Source organism: Thiosulfativibrio zosterae, from assembly GCF_011398155.1.
Lineage (GTDB): Bacteria > Pseudomonadota > Gammaproteobacteria > Thiomicrospirales > Thiomicrospiraceae > Thiosulfativibrio > Thiosulfativibrio zosterae.
Genome location: NZ_AP021888.1, coordinates 1,970,366 through 1,989,395, shown reverse-complemented (window position 1 = coordinate 1,989,395; position 19,030 = coordinate 1,970,366). Strand labels below are relative to the sequence as shown.

General features: G+C 43.9%; 18 protein-coding genes. 10 read left to right on the top strand and 8 right to left on the bottom strand.

Translation table 11 applies throughout. The annotated features are described in order from the left end of the window. Positions 1–30 precede the first annotated feature (30 nt). Positions 31–753: a DsbC family protein gene (locus THMIRH_RS09175; RefSeq protein WP_173291809.1), complete on the top strand. Its 723-nt coding sequence runs from the start codon at positions 31–33 to the stop codon at positions 751–753. A gap of 78 nt (positions 754–831) precedes the next feature. Here THMIRH_RS09175 and THMIRH_RS09170 read toward each other — a convergent pair whose 3' ends face one another. From THMIRH_RS09170 to THMIRH_RS09160, 3 genes are all read right to left on the bottom strand, one after another. After that, the gene (locus THMIRH_RS09170; RefSeq protein WP_173291808.1) at positions 832–1,542 is read right to left on the bottom strand and encodes a TIGR04211 family SH3 domain-containing protein; all 711 of its coding nucleotides are present in this window, start codon (positions 1,540–1,542) and stop codon (positions 832–834) included. Continuing rightward, positions 1,520–4,294: a valine--tRNA ligase gene (locus THMIRH_RS09165; protein ID WP_173291807.1), complete on the bottom strand. Its 2,775-nt coding sequence runs from the start codon at positions 4,292–4,294 to the stop codon at positions 1,520–1,522. The genes THMIRH_RS09170 and THMIRH_RS09165 overlap by 23 nt, the downstream gene beginning before the upstream one ends. A 344-nt stretch (positions 4,295–4,638) precedes the next feature. Then, positions 4,639–5,418 carry a flagellin N-terminal helical domain-containing protein gene (locus THMIRH_RS09160; RefSeq protein WP_173291806.1) on the bottom strand — a complete coding sequence of 260 codons (780 nt, stop codon included), beginning with the start codon at positions 5,416–5,418 and terminating at the stop codon, positions 4,639–4,641. Positions 5,419–5,522: 104 nt separating this feature from the next. Between THMIRH_RS09160 and THMIRH_RS09155 the strand changes: the two genes are divergently transcribed. After that, positions 5,523–5,960, top strand: a complete 438-nt coding sequence (locus THMIRH_RS09155) for a hypothetical protein (protein WP_173291805.1) — start codon at positions 5,523–5,525, stop codon at positions 5,958–5,960. 75 nt (positions 5,961–6,035) lie between these two features. Here THMIRH_RS09155 and THMIRH_RS09150 read toward each other — a convergent pair whose 3' ends face one another. Both THMIRH_RS09150 and THMIRH_RS09145 read right to left on the bottom strand, forming a co-directional pair. Next, the gene (locus tag THMIRH_RS09150; RefSeq protein ID WP_173291804.1) at positions 6,036–7,283 is read right to left on the bottom strand and encodes an ammonium transporter; all 1,248 of its coding nucleotides are present in this window, start codon (positions 7,281–7,283) and stop codon (positions 6,036–6,038) included. A gap of 14 nt (positions 7,284–7,297) precedes the next feature. Next, entirely contained in the window at positions 7,298–7,636 is a 339-nt protein-coding gene (locus tag THMIRH_RS09145) for a P-II family nitrogen regulator (protein ID WP_173291803.1), read from the bottom strand. A gap of 236 nt (positions 7,637–7,872) precedes the next feature. Here THMIRH_RS09145 and THMIRH_RS09140 point away from each other — a divergent pair, with 236 nt between their 5' ends. After that, positions 7,873–8,628, top strand: a complete 756-nt coding sequence (locus THMIRH_RS09140; RefSeq protein WP_173291802.1) for a class I SAM-dependent methyltransferase — start codon at positions 7,873–7,875, stop codon at positions 8,626–8,628. An 80-nt stretch (positions 8,629–8,708) separates the two neighbouring features. Beyond that, complete coding sequence (glnE, locus tag THMIRH_RS09135) at positions 8,709–11,450, top strand: bifunctional [glutamate--ammonia ligase]-adenylyl-L-tyrosine phosphorylase/[glutamate--ammonia-ligase] adenylyltransferase (RefSeq protein WP_173291801.1); 2,742 nt, start codon at positions 8,709–8,711, stop codon at positions 11,448–11,450. A 92-nt stretch (positions 11,451–11,542) separates the two neighbouring features. Here glnE and trpS read toward each other — a convergent pair whose 3' ends face one another. Together trpS and THMIRH_RS09125 are read right to left on the bottom strand one after the other, a co-directional pair. Continuing rightward, a complete protein-coding gene (gene trpS, locus THMIRH_RS09130; protein ID WP_173291800.1) occupies positions 11,543–12,547 on the bottom strand; it encodes a tryptophan--tRNA ligase in 1,005 nt (334 codons plus the stop codon). Between the two features lie 52 nt (positions 12,548–12,599). After that, a complete protein-coding gene (locus THMIRH_RS09125) occupies positions 12,600–13,046 on the bottom strand; it encodes a methyltransferase family protein (protein ID WP_173291799.1) in 447 nt (148 codons plus the stop codon). Positions 13,047–13,250: 204 nt separating this feature from the next. Here THMIRH_RS09125 and pcnB point away from each other — a divergent pair, with 204 nt between their 5' ends. Genes pcnB through THMIRH_RS09095 form a run of 6 tightly spaced genes read left to right on the top strand, consistent with a single transcriptional unit; the run spans position 13,251 to position 18,448 of the window. After that, complete coding sequence (gene pcnB, locus THMIRH_RS09120) at positions 13,251–14,708, top strand: polynucleotide adenylyltransferase PcnB (protein WP_173291798.1); 1,458 nt, start codon at positions 13,251–13,253, stop codon at positions 14,706–14,708. Positions 14,709–14,731: 23 nt separating this feature from the next. Beyond that, a complete protein-coding gene (gene folK, locus THMIRH_RS09115; RefSeq protein ID WP_173291797.1) occupies positions 14,732–15,256 on the top strand; it encodes a 2-amino-4-hydroxy-6-hydroxymethyldihydropteridine diphosphokinase in 525 nt (174 codons plus the stop codon). After that, entirely contained in the window at positions 15,253–16,035 is a 783-nt protein-coding gene (gene panB / locus THMIRH_RS09110; RefSeq protein ID WP_173291796.1) for a 3-methyl-2-oxobutanoate hydroxymethyltransferase, read from the top strand. Before folK ends, panB begins: the two co-directional genes overlap by 4 nt. Before the next feature lie 9 nt (positions 16,036–16,044). Then, complete coding sequence (gene panC / locus THMIRH_RS09105) at positions 16,045–16,920, top strand: pantoate--beta-alanine ligase (RefSeq protein WP_173291795.1); 876 nt, start codon at positions 16,045–16,047, stop codon at positions 16,918–16,920. Positions 16,921–16,971: 51 nt separating this feature from the next. Then, on the top strand, positions 16,972–17,751 hold the full coding sequence (locus THMIRH_RS09100) for a motility protein A (protein ID WP_173291794.1): 780 nt from the start codon (positions 16,972–16,974) through the stop codon (positions 17,749–17,751). After that, a complete protein-coding gene (locus THMIRH_RS09095) occupies positions 17,735–18,448 on the top strand; it encodes an OmpA/MotB family protein (protein WP_173291793.1) in 714 nt (237 codons plus the stop codon). The genes THMIRH_RS09100 and THMIRH_RS09095 overlap by 17 nt, the downstream gene beginning before the upstream one ends. 76 nt (positions 18,449–18,524) lie before the next feature. On the opposite strand, the gene panD is transcribed toward THMIRH_RS09095, so the two are convergent. Continuing rightward, positions 18,525–18,914, bottom strand: coding sequence for an aspartate 1-decarboxylase (gene panD, locus THMIRH_RS09090; RefSeq protein WP_173291792.1), 390 nt, complete (start codon positions 18,912–18,914; stop codon positions 18,525–18,527). Positions 18,915–19,030: the final 116 nt, after the last annotated feature.

Below are 19,030 nucleotides of genomic sequence, written 5' to 3'. Positions count from 1 at the left end.
GTTTATTTTACGGTGATAGCAGGACTGAGTATGCAGCAAAAAAATAGGTTACAAAAATGGAGTTTGGGTCTGGCGCTGATGGTTTCATTGCCAGTTATGGCGGACACGGCAAATATTAAAAAACAATTGGCCAAAATGATTCCCGATGCTGAGCAAGCATTGATTGTTGAGACACCTATTAAAGGCTTGTATCAAGTGACTGTCGATACCCAAGTGGTTTATATGTCGGAAGATGGCGGGTATTTGCTCAGTGGTAGTTTTATTAATCTGGCAACCCGCAAAAATTTAACGGAGTTGGCGCAAACAGCGGCCTATAAAAAGGTCATGGCGGGGTTTGATGAAAAGTCGATGATTGTTTATCCTGCTAAGGGAACTGTTAAGCATCAAGTGACCATTTTTACCGATATTGACTGCCCTTATTGTACTAAGCTTCATCACGAAGTGCCTGCATTGAATGAAGCAGGTGTCAGTGTGCGTTATATGTCTTATCCAAGAGCAGGCGTCGGTTCTGCTTCTTATAATAAAGCGGTATCTGTGTGGTGTTCTGATAAACCCACCGAAGTCATGGACGATGCCATGAATAAACTGCCTGTGCCAGCTAAAACTTGTGCCAATCCAATTGCATCACATTTGTCCCAAGTTCAGCGTTTAGGTTTGAATGGCACGCCAGCAATCTTGTTGGAATCTGGTGAGTTATTACCAGGTTATGTTCCAGCAAACGAGCTCATTAAGTTATTGAATAAACCGAGTTAATTCCTCTAGTTGATTAGTATTCGCATCAAAGTAAAAAGCCAGCTTTCGCTGGCTTTTTTATGGATTCAAATCAGGTGCTTATAAAGTATCCCAGGTTTTTTTGCGTTTGGGCGCTCGGAAAAACAAGCCCAGTAAAATCCCAAGTAACAAAACGCCACCACCGGTTAAAAACCATTGGCGTTCAACCACATCTTCTGCTTGTTGAATTTGTTCTTTATAAAGTGCATTTTGATTGCTTAAATCTAATACCTGCTGCTTTAAAGACTGATTCTCTTCACCAATCGCAACGGCATTGCCCGAAATTTCTTTGAGGCGTTTGTAGTCTTGTTTAATCTCAAAAGTTTCTTTGTTAATATCATTTAAGGAGTTCTGAGTGGTTTCTAAACGACTTTTAAGCGTATCAATTTCTTCAGTGAGCTGAATCTTTGCTTGCTCAAGTTTGGCATTTTTTGCCATCTCTTGCTCAAGTTGAACTTTAGCAACGGGTTGATTTTGCAGCAAAATAGAAGGCATCCAACCTTCAAAGGTACGGCCTTTATTGTCGGTGTATTCCACTCTGGCCCACTGCTCGTCATTCACTTCTAAAATAGTCACAGGCGTTCCTGAGCGAATCATACGATTGATTTTGTATTTGTAGCTGGGCCCTGAACGAAAAGGAATTTCAATCGAGTCGGTCACATAGTTTTTAAATCCTGAACCTTCTTCTGCAAGCGCGGGCGCTTGAACCGTAAAAGCGGCTGTCGCAAAAACAGCGAGACTTAGGGTCTTAAAGTTGACTAATTTTTTCATATTGTTCCTCTAAGTTTTTTAGGGCGTTCAAAGAATCTTGTAGTTTTTGTTTTTCTTTTTCAACAACATCGGCAGGTGCTCGAGCAACAAAACTCTCGTTAGACAGTTTGCCGTCTAAGCGCTGAGTTTCGCCTTGCAAGCGTGTAATTTCCTTTTGCAAACGCGCCAGTTCTGCATCCTTGTCGATTAAGCCAGCCATGGGAATTAAAATTTGCATCTCACCGACTAAAGCGACAGCGGCATCGGGTGCTGTGTCGTTGGGACTTAATAGAGTGATAGACTCCAATTTTGCCAAGGAAGTTAAGAAAACCGTGTTGTTTTTTAACCAGGCCTGGTCATTTTCAGTGGCATTTTGCAATAAAATTGGCAAGGCTTTGCTGGGTTTAATGTCCATTTCTGAGCGGATTTTACGCACACCCATAATGAATGCTTTGACCCACTCCAATTCCGCTTCGGCATCTACATCAACTTTGCTGGGGTCGGCGAGCGGATAGGCTTCCAACATTAAACTGTTGCCGGTTTTGCCAGCTAGGGGTGCAACCGCTTGCCAAGCTTCTTCGGTGATAAAGGGGGTAATTGGGTGCAACAAACGCAACAAGGTTTCTAAAACGCGCACCAAAGTTTTGCGAGTGCCGCGTTTGGCGGCATCACCGCTATCGTCTTTGTTAAGAACGGGTTTGGCCAACTCCAAATACCAATCGCAATATTCGTTCCAAATGAATTCATACAAGGCGGTAGAGGCTAGGTCAAAACGGTAGTTATCAAACTGCTTGGCCACTTCGGACTCTAGACCTTGTAGTTTAGACACAATCCATTTGTCGGCCAATGACAACTCAACGGGCAAAGATTCATCTACGCCTGTGTCATAACCTTCGGTGTTCATCAGTACAAAACGCGTAGCATTCCATAACTTGTTACAAAAATTACGATAGCCTTCACAGCGATTCATGTCAAAACGAATGTCACGACCCGTAGAAGCCAAAGAGGCAAAAGTAAAGCGCAAGGCATCGGTGCCATAGGCATCAATACCGTCGGCAAATTGTTTACGGGTGGCTTTTTCAATTTGCGCTGCTTTCTCTGGCTGCATCATGCCGCTGGTGCGTTTTTGTACCAAGGATTCTAGGTCGATACCATCAATCAAATCGATAGGGTCAAGCACATTGCCTTTGGATTTCGACATTTTTTGGCCTTCGCCATCCCGCACCAAACCATGTACATAAACTTGTTTAAAGGGGACTTCACCTTTAAATTTCAGGGTCATCATAATCATACGGGCAACCCAGAAGAAGATAATGTCGAAACCAGTAACCAACACTGAGGTTGGGTGGAATTTTTTAAGCTCTTCTGTGTCTTCAGGCCATCCCAGTGTTGAGAAGGTCCAGAGTGCTGAACTGAACCAAGTATCCAGTACATCGTTGTCTTGGGAGAGAGCAAGGTCGGCAGGCAGGTTGTGTTTGGCACGAACCTCAGCTTCGTCACGCCCAACATAGACCTTGCCAGACTCGTCATACCATGCGGGAATGCGGTGTCCCCACCAAATTTGGCGAGAAATACACCAGTCTTGAATATTGTTCATCCATTCAAAATAGGTGTTTTCCCAGTTTTTAGGTACAAATTCAATGTCGCCATTTTTAACCGCATCGATGGCTGGTTTTGCCAAGGCCTCAACGGCAACATACCATTGGTCGGTTAAGAAGGGTTCAATAACCGCATGGGTACGATCGCCACGGGGAACCATAAGTTTGTGAGGTTTGATGACTTCCATCAATCCCAAAGCTTCAAGATCATCAATCACGGCTTGGCGGGCCTTGAAACGATCCAGACCACGGTATTTTTCAGGCACTTCATCATTCATGGCTGCATCAATCGTCATGATGTTGAGCATAGGTAGATTGTGGCGTTTGCCCATTTCATAGTCGTTAAAGTCGTGCGCTGGCGTGATTTTGACGCAACCAGTTCCGAAATCTTTATCCACATAATCATCGGCAATAATAGGGATTTCACGACCGACTAACGGCAGAGTAATGGTTTGCCCGATCAGATGCTGGTAGCGTTCGTCTTCTGGGTGGACGGCAACCGCTTGGTCACCAAACATGGTTTCCGGACGGGTAGTGGCTACCACTAAAACGCCAGAACCATCGGTAAGTGGATAGCGCATGTGCCATAAAGAGCCTTGTTCTTCTTCAGAAATAACTTCTAAATCTGATACGGCTGTGTGCAAGACGGGATCCCAGTTCACCAGACGCTTGCCACGGTAAATCAGGTCTTCTTCGTAAAGTTGCACAAAGACTTCTTTGACCGCATTCGACAAGCCGTCGTCCATCGTAAAGCGTTCACGCGACCAGTCGGGTGATGCCCCTAAACGACGCAACTGTTGGGTGATGGTGCCACCGGATTCTGCTTTCCATTCCCAAATTTTTTCGATAAAGGCATCGCGCCCTAAATCATGACGCGACAATCCTTTAGCGGCTAGCTGACGCTCAACCACCATTTGCGTAGCTATACCCGCATGGTCGGTACCGGGTTGCCAAAGCGTGCTGTCGCCTTTCATGCGATGATAGCGGATGAGGGTGTCCATAATGGTGTCTTGAAAGGCGTGCCCCATGTGCAAGCTGCCCGTGACATTAGGCGGTGGAATCATAATGCTGTAATTGTCGCCAGTGGTGCTGTCCATTGGCTTAAAGTAGCCTTTGTGCTCCCAAACTGAATACCATTTTTTTTCTATCGTGGTGGGGTCGAAATGCTTTTCCATGCTGCGGTTCTTTGCTCTGCTTAAATCTAAAAAAATTATGACGATTATAGCATTGTCGTAAAAGAATATCAGATGGAGTTGGCGTTTTAAGCCGATTTGCCAGGTTAGTTGAGCTCGGTCATGATGGCAATTTTATCTTTTAATTGTTGCGATTCATGAGGGTCAGGGGTGATTTTCGCTAAATAGGTCATCCAGCGAATGCTGGCGATTTGATAACCGTTTTCAATTCAATTGTGAAACGATAATACTCGTGTGCTAAATAAAATCGCTAAAGGAAATAGAAATATTTAAGCAAAAAACCAACGACAACATTTAAAAGGTTGTCGTTGGTGTCTTGAGGTGTATTATTGCAATAACTGCAATACTTGAGATTTGTCTTGGTTGCGTTGTGCCTGCATGGCAAGACCCGCTTGGTCTAGGATTTGTTGGCGGCTGACTTCTGCAATGCTTCTGGCGTAGTCGGTATCGTTAATTTGACTGCGTGTGGCTTGTACATTTATGCTCTGGCTGCTGAGGTTATCAATGGCAGAGCTTAAGCCATTTTGTTGCGCCCCAAATTGTGCTCTGCCGGCCGTGTAAGTTTCTAGTGCTGCGCTGATAGATTCTAAAGCAGAGCTAGCGCCAGTTGCTGAGTTGATATTGAGCCCATCTAACCCCAAGCCTGAAGTTGAAAAGTTGGGCATGGTTAAACTTGAAGAAGTGTTGCCCATCGCAATGTCGATATTTTGGGTAGAACCGTCTAATAAGTTAGTGCCATTAAAACTGGCTTGTCCAATAAACTGATTAATGCTTTGTAAACCTTGTTGAAACTCAAGATTTAGGATGTTGCGTTGTGATGGATTATAAGTACCATTTTGAGCTTGTAAGGCTAATTCATTTAAACGCTGTAATTGTGAGCCAACACTTTCACTGACACCGTCTGCAGTTTGTAGTAGCGAAATGCCATCATTAGCATTTCGGGTGGCATAATCTTGCTGGTTGATTTGGCTGGTGTAAGTTGTCACCATTGCTTGACCGGATGGATTGTCTGCTGCAGAGTTGATTTGTCTGCCCGTAGTTAAGCTTTGCTGTAGCATGCTGACCGCTGCTGGGTTGTAGCTGCTGGAAATAGAATCAATGGCCATGTTAAACTCCTTTTTAAATTTTTGAGATCTTGATGTCTCTTAAAGGGATATAACTTAATTTTACGCCTTTTGGCGAAGTTGTGTGAATTTTTTTGGAGACTAAAATGTCTTGTTGTTCAAATGGTTATTGTCAGTTTTCTTTTCCGGTGGGCGCACCCTTAACGGATCACCCCGTGGTAACGCTTGAAGCAAAATACCTATTTTTACCCTATGGAACTTTATTGGCGCAGGGCGAGTTAATTCGTATTTGGACGGAATCTGGCAAAACTAAAGAGGTCATTATTGAACATAAAATATTTTTGGATTATGCAAAGGGCAAACCATTACCTGTTGAATCTCTACCGGAGAATGTTTACTTGCCTTGGCAGTTGATTGCGATGGATTCAGGGTGGGAGCAAGATGCGATTATGGAATGGGGGCGTAATGAGGTGGCAAATCCAGATTCACCGCCAGTGGTGTTGATATTTAATCAACCGCTAGAACCTAAGTTAACTTGGAAAGAGCGATGGTATCGCTTGTTGTATAAAATTAGAACTTTATAGCTTTTATGAAAGCTTAAATGCACAAAACCCGCCTAGGCGGGTTTTGTGGTTTAAGAGTTTTAGAAAACTTAGAGATTATTTTGTAAACTCTGGGTAAGCTTCCATTCCACATTCAGATTGGTCAACACCTTCAAACTCTTCTTCTTCGCTGACACGGATGCCCATGACTGCTTTGATGATTCCCCACACGATTAAGCTCGTGATGAAAACCCATGCAAAGATAACTGCCATACCGGTTAACTGAGCAACTAAAGTTGAATCAGGGTTAGTGAAAGTCACTGCGATTAGACCGTAGATACCAACGATACCGTGAACAGAGATAGCACCAACTGGATCATCAATTTTCAATTTGCTGTCCATCATTAGGATAGCGAATACCACGATGATACCACCTACTAAACCAATTAATGTCGCTTCTAGAGCAGTCGGAGTTAGAGGTTCTGCAGTGATAGCAACCAGACCTGCTAAAGCACCGTTTAGGATCATAGTTAAGTCAACTTTACCAAACTTGAACTTAGAGGCAATTAACGCACCAATAACGCCACCAGCAGCGGCCATCAAAGTGTTTACAAATACCATTGCAACTGCGTTTGCTTCGTCAACGTTAGAGATTTTTAACTCAGAACCACCGTTGAAACCAAACCAACCTAACCATAGGATGAAAGTCCCTAAAGTAGCCATTGGAAGGTTAGCACCAGCGAATGCACGTACTTCACCATTTGGACCATACTTGCCTTTACGAGCACCTAGCAATAACACACCCGCTAAAGCTGCAGCTGCACCCGCCATGTGAACGATACCAGAACCTGCGAAATCTAGGAAACCTAACTCATCTAAGAATCCTCCACCCCATTTCCAGTAACCTTCAACTGGGTAAATAACCGCAGTAAAGATGATAGCGAAAGCGAAGAAAGACATGAGCTTCATACGCTCAGCAACCGCACCAGAAACCACAGACATTGCTGTTGCAACGAAGACTACTTGGAAGAAGAAGTCAGACATTCCAGAGTAATAAGGAGCGTCATCACCACCTTTAATTACATCAGCAACGGCATTATCACCACCGATTAAGAAGCTCAAACCAGGAATAACACTGCTGATTGCTTCACCAGGATACATAATGTTGTAACCGACTAACATATACATGACACAGGCAATTGCAAAAAGCCCGACGTTCTTAGCTAAGATTTCAGTGGTATTTTTACTACGCACCAAACCTGCTTCTAGCATGGCAAAACCAGCTGCCATCCACATAACTAACGCACCAGACATCAAAAAGTAAAAGGTGTCTAGGGCGTAACTGAGTTGTAATACTTGTTCCATATACTCAATCCTCTTTAAAGCGCGACATCGCCAGATTCTTCAGTTCTGATACGAACTGCTTGTTCTAATGGCATAACAAAAATTTTGCCATCTCCAATTTTGCCGGTACGAGCGGCATTGCCAATCACTTCGATGACTTCTTCTACCTTGTCATCTGAAACGGCGATTTCAAGACGAACTTTTGGTAGGAATTCAATAGCGTATTCCGCACCACGATAGATTTCAGTGTGACCTTTCTGACGACCAAAGCCTTTAGATTCCGTGACAGTCATTCCATGAATGTCAACTTCATGCAGGGCTTCGCGAACATCATCAAGCTTAAAAGGTTTGATAATTGCGACAACAAGTTTCATACTTAACCTCTGATTATTAAAGTTATAAAAGATAAAAATTCGAAGGTCTTAAAGCCGAAGCTGTGCCAAGTTAGCATAGGTTTTTATAATCAATGGCTTAGAAGGTTTTTTGGCTTAAAAATTTACCTAAATGTGAAAAGGTATTTGAAGGCTTTGGTGCAACAATGTTTAAAGTGGTGCAAATGTGAAAAACGGTTTACTAAAGGTTTTAACGTTATACAAACAAGGGCAAAAACATGTTTAAAAGAATGCCTAAAATTGTTTTAGCCATGTTGGCTCAAGGCTTAGCCTTGGCTTTATTAGCACTATTAGTACTTCTTGCCAGCCATATCATTGCACCGCCTTATCCATTTTGGTTATTAGTAATGGTGCAGGGGGTGTTGGCGGCGTTTTTAAGTTGTCGTTTGGGGTTACCTTGTTGGTGGCGATGGATTCAATTTGCACTGCCCGTGGGATTGTATTGGGGATTGCAATTAGAGATTAATCCCATTTGGGCACTACTGATATTTGTGTTAATTTGGCTTATTTTCAGTAATGCTATCAAAGAACGAGTTCCATTGTATTTAACCAATAACACCACCCGAGAAGCCCTTAAAAAACTGGCGCGCAAGCGTCGCAAAGTTAGGTTTTTAGATTTAGGCTGTGGGCTCGGTGGCAATGTTGTCTATATGGCGCAGCAGCCTAATGTAGCGCGCGCTGATGGGGTTGAAACTGCGCCTATTCCCTATTTAATCTCTAAATTCTACACCTTAATGCGCGGCGGAGATGTGTATGCCATGGACTTATGGAATACGGATTTAAGCAGCTATGATGTGGTTTATGCCTTTTTATCACCCGAGCCCATGCCCAAGTTGTGGCAAAAGGTTGCTGAAGAAATGACGCCAGGGAGTGTATTTGTCTCTAACAGTTTTGCGGTGCCCGATGTTGAACCCTCCGAAGTTTGGGAGCTAGACGATAAACGCAAGACGCAATTGTATCTTTATTTTCGCTGATAAAACTTATTCAAACGGCTCTAAAAACAACCAGGCCTGGTTACTTTTGGGGCCATTTTACGCACTTTCAAGGAGTTTTCATGTCCATCAATTTGTCCCAACTGCAAGGCTGGAGTCTTTACCTAACCCAACAACTGGCTCGCCATCCTGAATGGTCTGAGCCATCTGGGTGGTCGCAATGCAATGAGCCTGGTTCTTTGCTTGCTAAGGGCAAGGCTTGGTTATTAGAGAGTAAAAGTTTGGACGAGTTAAATCAACGCCTTCGCACCTATCGCAATCAGCAAATGGTGCGTATTGCCATTCGAGATTTAGCTGGATTGGCTGAGTTGTCTGAAACCCTGCAAGAAACTTCTGATCTGGCAGATTGTTTGGTTGGTGGTGCGTTGGATTGGCATTATCGTTTGATGATAGAAAAATTTGGAACGCCCATTGGTAAAGAGTCTGGCTTACCGCAACAAATGTTGGTGTTAGGAATGGGCAAGTTAGGCGGGCAAGAACTTAACTTTTCGTCTGACATTGATATGATTTATGTGTATCCCGAGCGCGGCAATACCCAAGGTGGTCGCACTCAAATGGATAACGAACAGTTTTTTATTCGCTTGGCGCAGGCCATGAACAAATCTTTGGCGGATTATTCTGCCGACGGATTTGTCTATCGCGTGGATATGCGTTTGCGACCTTTTGGAACACAAGGGCCTTTGGCGGTGAGTTTTTCTGGCATGGAAAACTACTATGCATTGCATGGCCGTGCTTGGGAAAGATATGCCTTGGTAAAAGCGCGTTTGATGGCGGGCGATGTCGAACAAGGTAAAGAGCTGTTTGATATTTTGCGTCCGTTTGTTTATCGCAAATATGTTGATTTTACGGCGCTGGATTCGCTCAGAGATTTAAAAATGCAAATCGAAGCCCAGGTTGTCAAAAAGGGCATGCAAGACAATCTCAAGTTGGGGCCCGGCGGGATTCGCGAAATTGAATTTATTGTGCAAGCCTTTCAATTGATTCATGGCGGCAGAATGCCGCAATTGCAAGGGCGTTCATTATTGCCCATGTTGCAAGCGGTTCAAGAGGCAGGTTTTTTAACGCCTCAAGTGACCGATGCGTTGCGCCAAGCCTATCTGTTTTTACGCCGTGCCGAAAACCGTATTCAAATCTGGAGCGATCAACAAGCCCACAGCTTGCCAACCGATGCCGAACAATTAAATCATCTAGCCAATGCGATGGGTTTTGCCAAGACCACTGATTTTATGGCAGAACTCAATGCGCATCGCGCTCAAGTTCAAGTGCAATTTGATGCGGTGTTTGCCATTGAAGAGCTTAAACAGCCTGATGAAAATGCGGCGCTTTCTAAAACCTGGAAAGTTGCCGTGGAAGACGATGCGGCCTATCAAATGCATGGTTTTAAAGAGCCAGCAGAAATGGCACGCTTATTAGATCAGTTTAAAAAGTCGCCCAAAGTGCAAAAGTTGCCCGTCGAAGGTTTAGAGCGTTTAGATAAAGTCATGCCCCTGGTTTTACAGGCGTTGCACGATTTGCCCGAGCATCAGGCGCAGGCGCTAGATAGAACATTACGAGTGTTAGAAAGTGTATTGCGCCGCAGCGTGTACTTAGTGTTGCTGATTGAAAACCCTCAGGTCTTACGCAATTTGATTAAAGTCTGCGCCTTGAGTCCTTGGATGACGGAGATGTTGAGTAAATATCCCTCATTACTAGATCAACTTTTAGATGAACAAAATGTGCGCAACTTAATGAATCGTGAGCAGTTAATGGCAGATGCGCAGGCGTTACAGCAAAAGTTTGCCGGTGACGACGAAGCCTTTATGAATGGCTTGCGCCAGTGGCGCCACACTCAGGTATTTAAAGTGGCAATGGCCGATGAAACCGGGCATTTACCCATTATGCAAGTCAGCGATGCGCTCACTTGGATTGCGGAGGCGGTGTTGCAAGCGGTGGTCGATTATGCCTATCATTTTATGCGCCAAAAAAGCGGCATTCCGGGGGGCATGAGCACGGAAGATGAGTTGCCATTTTTAATCTTAGGTTATGGAAAGTTGGGCGGCATAGAGTTGGGTTATGGTTCGGATTTAGATATGGTTTTTTTATACGACGGACTAGAGAATTCCGCCAGTAGTTCTGGCGCACGCTCGTTAGAAAACAATATTTACTTTATGCGTCTTGGGCAAAAGGTGATTTCGTTGCTCACCACCATGATGCCAACCGGCATGCTTTACGAAGTCGATACCCGTTTAAGACCGAATGGTGAAAGCGGTTTGATTGTGACGGATTTTAAAAGTTATCAAGCCTACATTGAAAATAAAGCTTGGGTTTGGGAGCATCAAGCGTTGGTGCGAGCCAGAGCGGTGATAGGGTCAAGTTTGGCTAAGCAACATTTTGAAGAGTTTAGACTGGGCTTTATGCAAAAAACGCGAGACGAAAATACCATTCGTCAAGAAGTGCGTGATATGCGCCAAAAAATGCGCAAGTCGCTAGACAAAACCAACGCCGAACAGTTTGACTTAAAGCAAGGTTTGGGTGGTATTGTTGATATTGAGTTTATGGTGCAGTTTTTCATTTTGAGTTATGCGGCGCAATACCCAAGTTTAGCGGTTTATTCTGACAATATTCGTTTACTGGGGGCGATTGCAGAGGCACAGCTGTTGACGGCAGAGGATGCTGCAGATCTTGAAGATATTTACCGAGAATATCGTGCGTTTTATCATCACTTGGCATTACAAAATATCAAATCTCTCACGCCCATTGATACCTTTGAAAAGCAGCGTCAAAGAGTCGCTGAGATTTGGCAAAAAGTAATGCTGGTGGGTTGATAAAACCTTAATGAAATCCCCTAAAAACAACCTGCGCACTGAAGGGCATAAAGCCTGGTTGTTTTTAGAGGGAAATTGCGCCTTTTACCCAATTAAGGCAATACAAATCCTATGGCTTCATGCACCGAGCGCAGAGTGGCTTGGGCTTTTTCGCGTGCTTGAGCGGCGCCAGTTTTTAAGATGGCTTTCAATTCGGTTTCGTTATCACGAATACGGTAATAGTCTTCTTGAATTGGGCGCAAATATTCCACCACCAATTCCCCGAGTTCTACTTTTAAATGACCATACATTTTGCCTTCAAAATGCTGAACCACTTCTGGAATCGATTTGCCGCTGATGACTGAGTAGATGGTCAGTAAATTTGAAATGCCAGGTTTGTTATCCAAGTCGTAAATAATGTCAGAGCCAGAATCGGTTTCGGCTTTTTTGAATTTTTTCAAAATGGTTTTTGGATCATCTAGCAACGCAATAAAGTTGCCTTTGTTGTCATCCGACTTAGACATTTTGGAGGTTGGGTCTTGCAAGCTCATGATGCGACCACCGGAAGTGGTTTCTGGGATAAAGGGTTCTGGTACTTTAAAAATTTCGCGTTCAAACCGATTGTTATAACGATTTGCCAAATCACGCGTTAATTCTAAATGTTGTTTTTGGTCCGCACCCACCGGTACTAATTCCGACTGATACAGCAAAATATCCGCAGCCATTAACACAGGATAATCAAACAAACCAACATTGATATTGCTTTCATGTTTTTGCGATTTGTCTTTAAATTGCGTCATGCGACTTAATTCGCCCATGTAAGTTGAGCAGTTTAAAATCCACGCCAATTCGGCATGCTCTGGCACATGAGATTGAATAAACACAGTGCTTTTTGCAGGGTCAATGCCGCTGGCTAAATACAAAGCCACAAAATCTAGACTGCGTTTAGCGAGTTCTGCGGGGTTTTGTTCAACGGTAATGGCGTGCATATTAACCAGTGAAAACAAGCAGTTGTAGTCATCTTGTAGTTTTACCCAATTTTTAATCGAGCCAATATAATTGCCAATCATCAAATCGCCAGAAGGTTGAATGCCGCTGAGTAAAGTGGGTTTTGCCATGAGATTCTCGTTTAATGTGTTCAAAAATTGTTGCGTATTTTCGCATGTTGCCTTAATAAATAAAAGGGATGATCTTGCGGCTGCGGGTTTGATAATCTGCATAGTCGCTAAACTGAATTTTTAACAGGCTTTCTTCGTAATGCAGTTTGATGAACAAATCCACGATCAAAATACCTAAAAGCCCCCAGCGTAACATTGAAGGCGCTTCTATAACTAAGGGGATAAAAAATAACAAAATGGATGCATACATTGGGTGCCTAATTAAACGATAAGGGCCAGCTTGTACCAAACTCGAATCCGGACGCGGGTCGGGAATAATGTTAAAGCGCCCCAAGTGCATGGTTTGCAGTGCCCAAAGCCCCAGCAAGACACCAGCAACTTGCCAAATGGCTCCTTGTAAACTGGCCAACCAAGGTCCGGTAAAGAGTAGCGCGCCTATGATTAAGAATTGAATAAATACTAAAGAGTAGGAAATCAACGGGTGTTTTAGTTGGGTCATGTTTTTTTAAACCATTGCAGATGAACAGAGCAATTATCTTAAAGGATTTTGATTTTAAGAGATGCCTAAAGCGCAGCGATGGGCTAAAAAAACCAAAACTTCATCAGCTTAAGTCTCAGTCTAAGATTGCAGTCTGAGCAAAAGTGGTTAAAATGGGTCTATTGTTATTTTCCTTGCCAATGTAGAGCAAAAAACACCCTAAATATGCAAAAAATCATTCGTAAAATTCGAGCTTTTTTAAGCCCTCAAACGCCTGTTAAGTCAAGCCATTCGCCCATCCCTACAGTTGACTTATCTGCCCCTGTGATTATTCCCCGTGACCAACATGGTATTTCTCGCAGTCAAATCGATAAGCCCGCGTTAGATGTGCTTTATGGTTTAAAGCGTGCCGGTTATGAGGCTTATTTGGTTGGCGGTGCCGTGCGCGATTTGTTACTGGGATTAGAGCCCAAAGATTTTGATGTGGTTACCAATGCAGATCCCGAGCAAATTCAGGCGGTATTTAAGCGCCAATGTACCTTAATAGGGCGCCGCTTTCGTTTAGCGCATGTGCGCTTTGGGCGCAATGTGATTGAAGTGGCGACCTTTAGAGGTGAGGGTGAAGCCTCGACCAGCTCTAGTGCCATCAAAAAACGCTTTGGCAGACGCCAAGAACCTTTGCGCCAAGTCGATGATACCGGCCGTTTGTTGCGCGACAATATTTATGGCAGCATGGATGAAGACATTTGGCGCCGTGATTTTACCGTCAATAGCCTATATTACAATATCCGTGATTTTTCTATTATTGATTATGCGGGCGCTTTAGAAGATATTGAAAAAGGGCAGTTGCGTTTAATTGGCGACCCAGAAGAGCGCTATCGTGAAGACCCGGTGCGCATGATTCGTGCGGTGCGTTTTGCGGCAAAATTGGGCTTTAAGATAGAGGTGGCAACTGAAAAACCGCTGTTTGAATTAGGCAGTTTGTTGTTGGATGTATCGAATGCACGCTTGTTTGAAGAAGTGTTAAAACTTTTCCACAGTGGCGTTGGGTTGGAAGTGTTTGAAAAGCTTCGCCATTATGGCTTGTTTGAGTATATCTTCCCATTAACGCACCAAACTCTGGCTTATGAGGATGATCATTTTCCCAAAATGCTGGTGATTGAGGCCTTGAAAAGCACCGATGCGCGAATTCAAGAAAATAAAAGTGTGAATCCTTCGTTTTTGTTTGCCGCCATGTTGTGGGAACCCATGCGTGATTTAATGGAGCAGTATCAGGAAGAGGGTGAATCTTTGCAAGATGCCTTGCATCATGCTGCCAATGAAGTGTTGAACGCACAAATTAAGAGCACTGCCATTCCAAAACGCTTTACGGCGCAAATGCGCGAAATTTGGGTGATGCAGTTTAGATTGCCCAGTCGCCATGGCGATAAAGCACAAAGATTAACCGAGCATCCACGCTTTAGAGCGGCTTATGATTTCTTGGGCGTAAGGGTTGCGGCTGGCGAAGAAGATTTGGCGAGTTTGTTTGACTGGTGGACCCAATATCAAGAAAAAAATCCCGTTGAACAGGTTGCTTTTGCCAATGATATTGAACAGCCATCGCGCCGTAAAAAACGCCCAAGACGCAACCGTAATCCTTATCGTAAAAGCAGTGGTGCGAAAGCCAACACTGGCGATTTGTAACGCAACTGGTTAGGTAGCCAAAGATGACGGCTGTAAAATCCACTGCAGTCATAGGCTTGGGGGGGAATTTAGAGAACCCCCAAACTCAAGTGCAACGCGCGATTCAGGCGCTGGCGGAATTGCCGCAAACACAGTTGCTCAAAGCCTCTCGTTTATATGCCTCAAAACCGCAAGGTCCGCAAGATCAACCAGATTTTATTAATGCCGTTGCCATTGTTCAAACTGCTTTGAGTCCCTTTGATTTATTAGCGGCTTGTCAGGGTTTAGAATCCACTTTAGGCAAGCGCAAGGTGCGACATTGGGGGGAGCGTTTGATTGATTTGGATATTTTGCTCTATGACGATGTTTGTTTGAAAACACCTCAATTAACCCTTCCGCACGCCTTTTTAGCTCAGCGTGATTTTGTGCTACTGCCGTTACAAGAAATTTGGCCTGATTGTGACATCGTAAACTTAGGCAAGGTTACTGATTTGGTGAATAATTTAACCGAAACTTTTGTCTTGCCGATTGACCCTTTGATAGAAAAACCGCCTTTGGACCCTCTATGACTTTAAACCAACTTTTAAAAATGAAACAAAACCAGCAAAAGATTGTCTGCTTAACGGCCTATGATGCCGCATTTGGACATTGGGTTTCAGCCGCTGGGGTGGATGTGATTTTGGTGGGAGACTCTCTTGGAATGGTGGTGCAAGGGCATACTACAACCTTGCCGGTGACCTTGGAACAAATGGTCTATCACACGCAAATGGTACAGCGCAGCAATAGTACAGCTTGGTGCATTGCAGACCTGCCTTTTATGGCGGATGCCACTTTGCAAGATGGACTGGCGGCCGCTAAGGCATTAATGCAAGCTGGCGCCAATATGGTCAAGTTTGAAGGTGGACAAAGAGCGGTTGCTTTGGTCGCAAGATTGAGTGAGCTGGGTGTGCCGGTGTGTGGCCATTTGGGATTATTACCCCAGTCGGTGCAAAAAACCGGTTATCGAGTGCAGGGTAGAGATGCAGCCGCAGCAGAAGCTTTAATGAATGATGCCTTGGCTTTGCAGGCTGCAGGCGCAGACCTGTTGGTGTTGGAATGTGTGCCTTCAGATTTGGCGCGCCAAATTTCACAAGCCTTAACGATTCCGGTGATTGGTATTGGGGCTGGCAAAGATACTGATGGACAAGTATTGGTGTTGCATGATTTACTGGGGTTAACCTTGGGTAAAGCGCCAAAGTTTTCGCATAACTTTATGACGGGTGCGGATTCTATTCAGCAAGCCATTGAACGCTATGTGACAGCCGTGCGAAACCTCGAGTTTCCACAACCCTGTCACGAGATGACTTAAGGAGCCGACATGAAAGTCATTGAAACCCTGGATGAATTACGCGCTCAAATTCAAGATTGGAAAACTGCTGGCCTTAAGGTGGGGTTTGTACCTACTATGGGAAACTTGCATGCAGGGCATATCAGCTTGGTAGATTTTGCAAAACAATCGGCCGATAAGGTGGTGGTGAGCGTATTTGTGAACCCTATGCAGTTTGGACCAAGCGAAGATTTAGATAAATATCCAAGAACCTTTGAGCAGGATGTCGAAAAGCTCAGCGCGGCAGAAACTGATGTGTTGTTTTTTCCCAGTGTTGCCTTAATGTATCCCAAAGGCATGAGCCAAACTCGGGTGTGCGTGCCAGAGCATTTAACAGGATTGTTAGAGGGAGCGACACGCCCTGGACATTTTGACGGGGTGACGACGGTGGTCACCAAACTTTTTAATATGGTACAGCCAGATGTGGCGGTGTTTGGTCAAAAAGATTATCAGCAGTTGCAAGTGATCAAGTCGATGGTCGAAGACCTAGCCATGCCGATTACAATCATTACCGCGCCAATCGGGCGCGATGTAGATGGTTTGGCATTGAGTTCTCGTAATCAATATTTGTCGGCAGCGCAACGCCAAGTTGCCCCAAAGTTGTTTGTGGTGTTGAATGATTTAGCTTTGGCTTTAAAATCGGGTAATTCTAATGTGGCGGCACTCGAAGCAACGGCTATCCAGCAATTGTTAGCCGAGGGGTTTGATGCGGTAGATTATGTGTCTGTGGTGGATGCTCAACATTTGATGGCATTGACAGAAACCCAAATTCAACAAAAACTGGCTCAAAAACAACCATGCCTGGTCATTTTAGCGGTGGCAAGATTGGGAAATTCCCGTTTATTAGACAATATCTTAATTAACTAAATCCGTTGCAGATTCAAGGTTAATCTTTGAAGCCTGTTGCGCAGGACGCACATGAGTTTTTCAACATTAATTGGTTTATTCCTAGGACTTACCATTGTGTTGCTGGCAATGGCAATGGGTTCATCTATTCTGCTGTTTATCAATGTGCCATCCATCATGATTGTGTTTGGCGGCACCATTGCCGCCACCATGATTCGTTATTCTATGGCAGAAGTGTTTAATGCAATCGGTATGTCCTTTAAGGTTTTAAAACCTACGGATGATATTCAAGATTTGTCTCAGTTGATTGATTTAACTGAAGAAATGTTGCGAATTTCCCGTAAAGGTGGGATGTTGGCGCTCGAAAATATCGAGGTCAATAACGCCTTTTATCGAGATGGTGTTCGCATGTTGGTGGATGGTTATTCTAAAGATTTGGTTCAGCAATCGTTAAAAGAGCAAAACAAGTTATTGGTCGATAGGGCTGAAACCAGCTCGGGCGTGTTTTCAGCAATAGGCGATGCCGCACCTGCCTTTGGCATGATTGGTACTTTGGTTGGCTTAATACAAATGTTATCAAACTTATCCGACCCGTCAACCATTGGTCCAGCCATGTCGGTTGCGATGTTGACTACCTTATATGGTGCGATGATTGCCAATCTCTTTGCCCTGCCGATGGCGGATAAAATTTCTTCTTGGGCACATGCAGAGGCAAATCGCCAACACCTGATTATTGATGCCATAGAAAGTTTAGCATCAGGCCATAATCCTGCGGTGATGCGTGATTTACTGTTGCCTTATTTGCAAGGAAAAAAGGCAAAATCGGAAGCGTTGAATGGCAAAGAGAGTTAAACCTTGCCCAGGATGGTTAGCGACCTTTGCAGATTTAATGTCGCTGTTAATGGCGGTTTTTGTGTTGTTGTTTGCCATGTCGACTTTGGATGCAGAAAAATATGAATCTGTTGTGCAGAGCTTAACGAATGCGTTGGGGCATGGTCAGGATTTAACGCAAACTCAGGTACAGTATTTTAAGCAGGTTCAGAAAAACCAAAGTGACTCAGATTTGAGTGGCGAAACGGTGATTGAAAATCTTAAACCGCTCTATGAAAGTCTAATCGAAACTTATCTTTCTGAAGCGAAACCCTCTGAGGATATTAAAATCAATTTTGATCCTCAAAAAAATCAAATAAAAGTGACTTTTGCGGAACAGATTTCCTTTTCCAGTGGACAGGCTGAGTTGATGCCTAAGCTGATTTTTCAATTACGAAAATTAAAAGTTTATTTAAACCCAGATATGTTTGTGCGTGCAGTGGGCCATACGGATGAATTGCCGGTAACCGGTGGACGGTTTAGGTCTAACTGGGAATTATCTAGTGCGAGAGCTGCTGCCGTGATTGAGCAACTAGTGCTAGATAGTGTTATTTTGCCCGAGCAGGGCGAGGCGGTTGGCATGGCGGATACTCAGCCAATCTCAGCGGAACACACACCAGAAGCTCATGCTAAAAATCGACGGGTTGAAATAATTATCATGCCTAAGACATTGCGTTAGTTTTGTGCAGGCAGTAAATATAAATAAAAAATCAGGCATTTAGCCTGATTTTAAAAAAACAAAAAATGCTAAAGCGTTAAGCAGACTCAGCCATTTGCATGGGAATGGTGTTGCGAGTATGAGTGATTTTGTTATGCTCATCAAAATAAACCATTTTAGGTTTAAAGCTATTGGCTTCCGCTTCGCTTAGAACCGCGTAGGTAGCAATAATTAACAAATCACCTGGGCTGGCTTTATGCGCGGCAGCGCCATTCACCGAAATAATCCCGCTATTGGCTTCAGCCTGAATGGCATAGGTGGTAAAACGCTCGCCATTATTAATGTTGTATATTTGAATTTGTTCGTATTCACGAATACCAGCAACTTCTAGAAGATGACTGTCAATCGCACAAGATCCCTCATACCCCAGCTCCGCATGCGTGGTTGTCACGCGGTGAAGTTTAGATTTTAATAAAGTGATTTGCATCTTTCATTAACCTACTGAAATTCAAAAAAGAAATTAGCTAAATATTATAACAATTTTTTATAATATCTCGCTAATTAATTATGACCTTGGGGTTTGCGCCTAAAGGCGCTAAACTC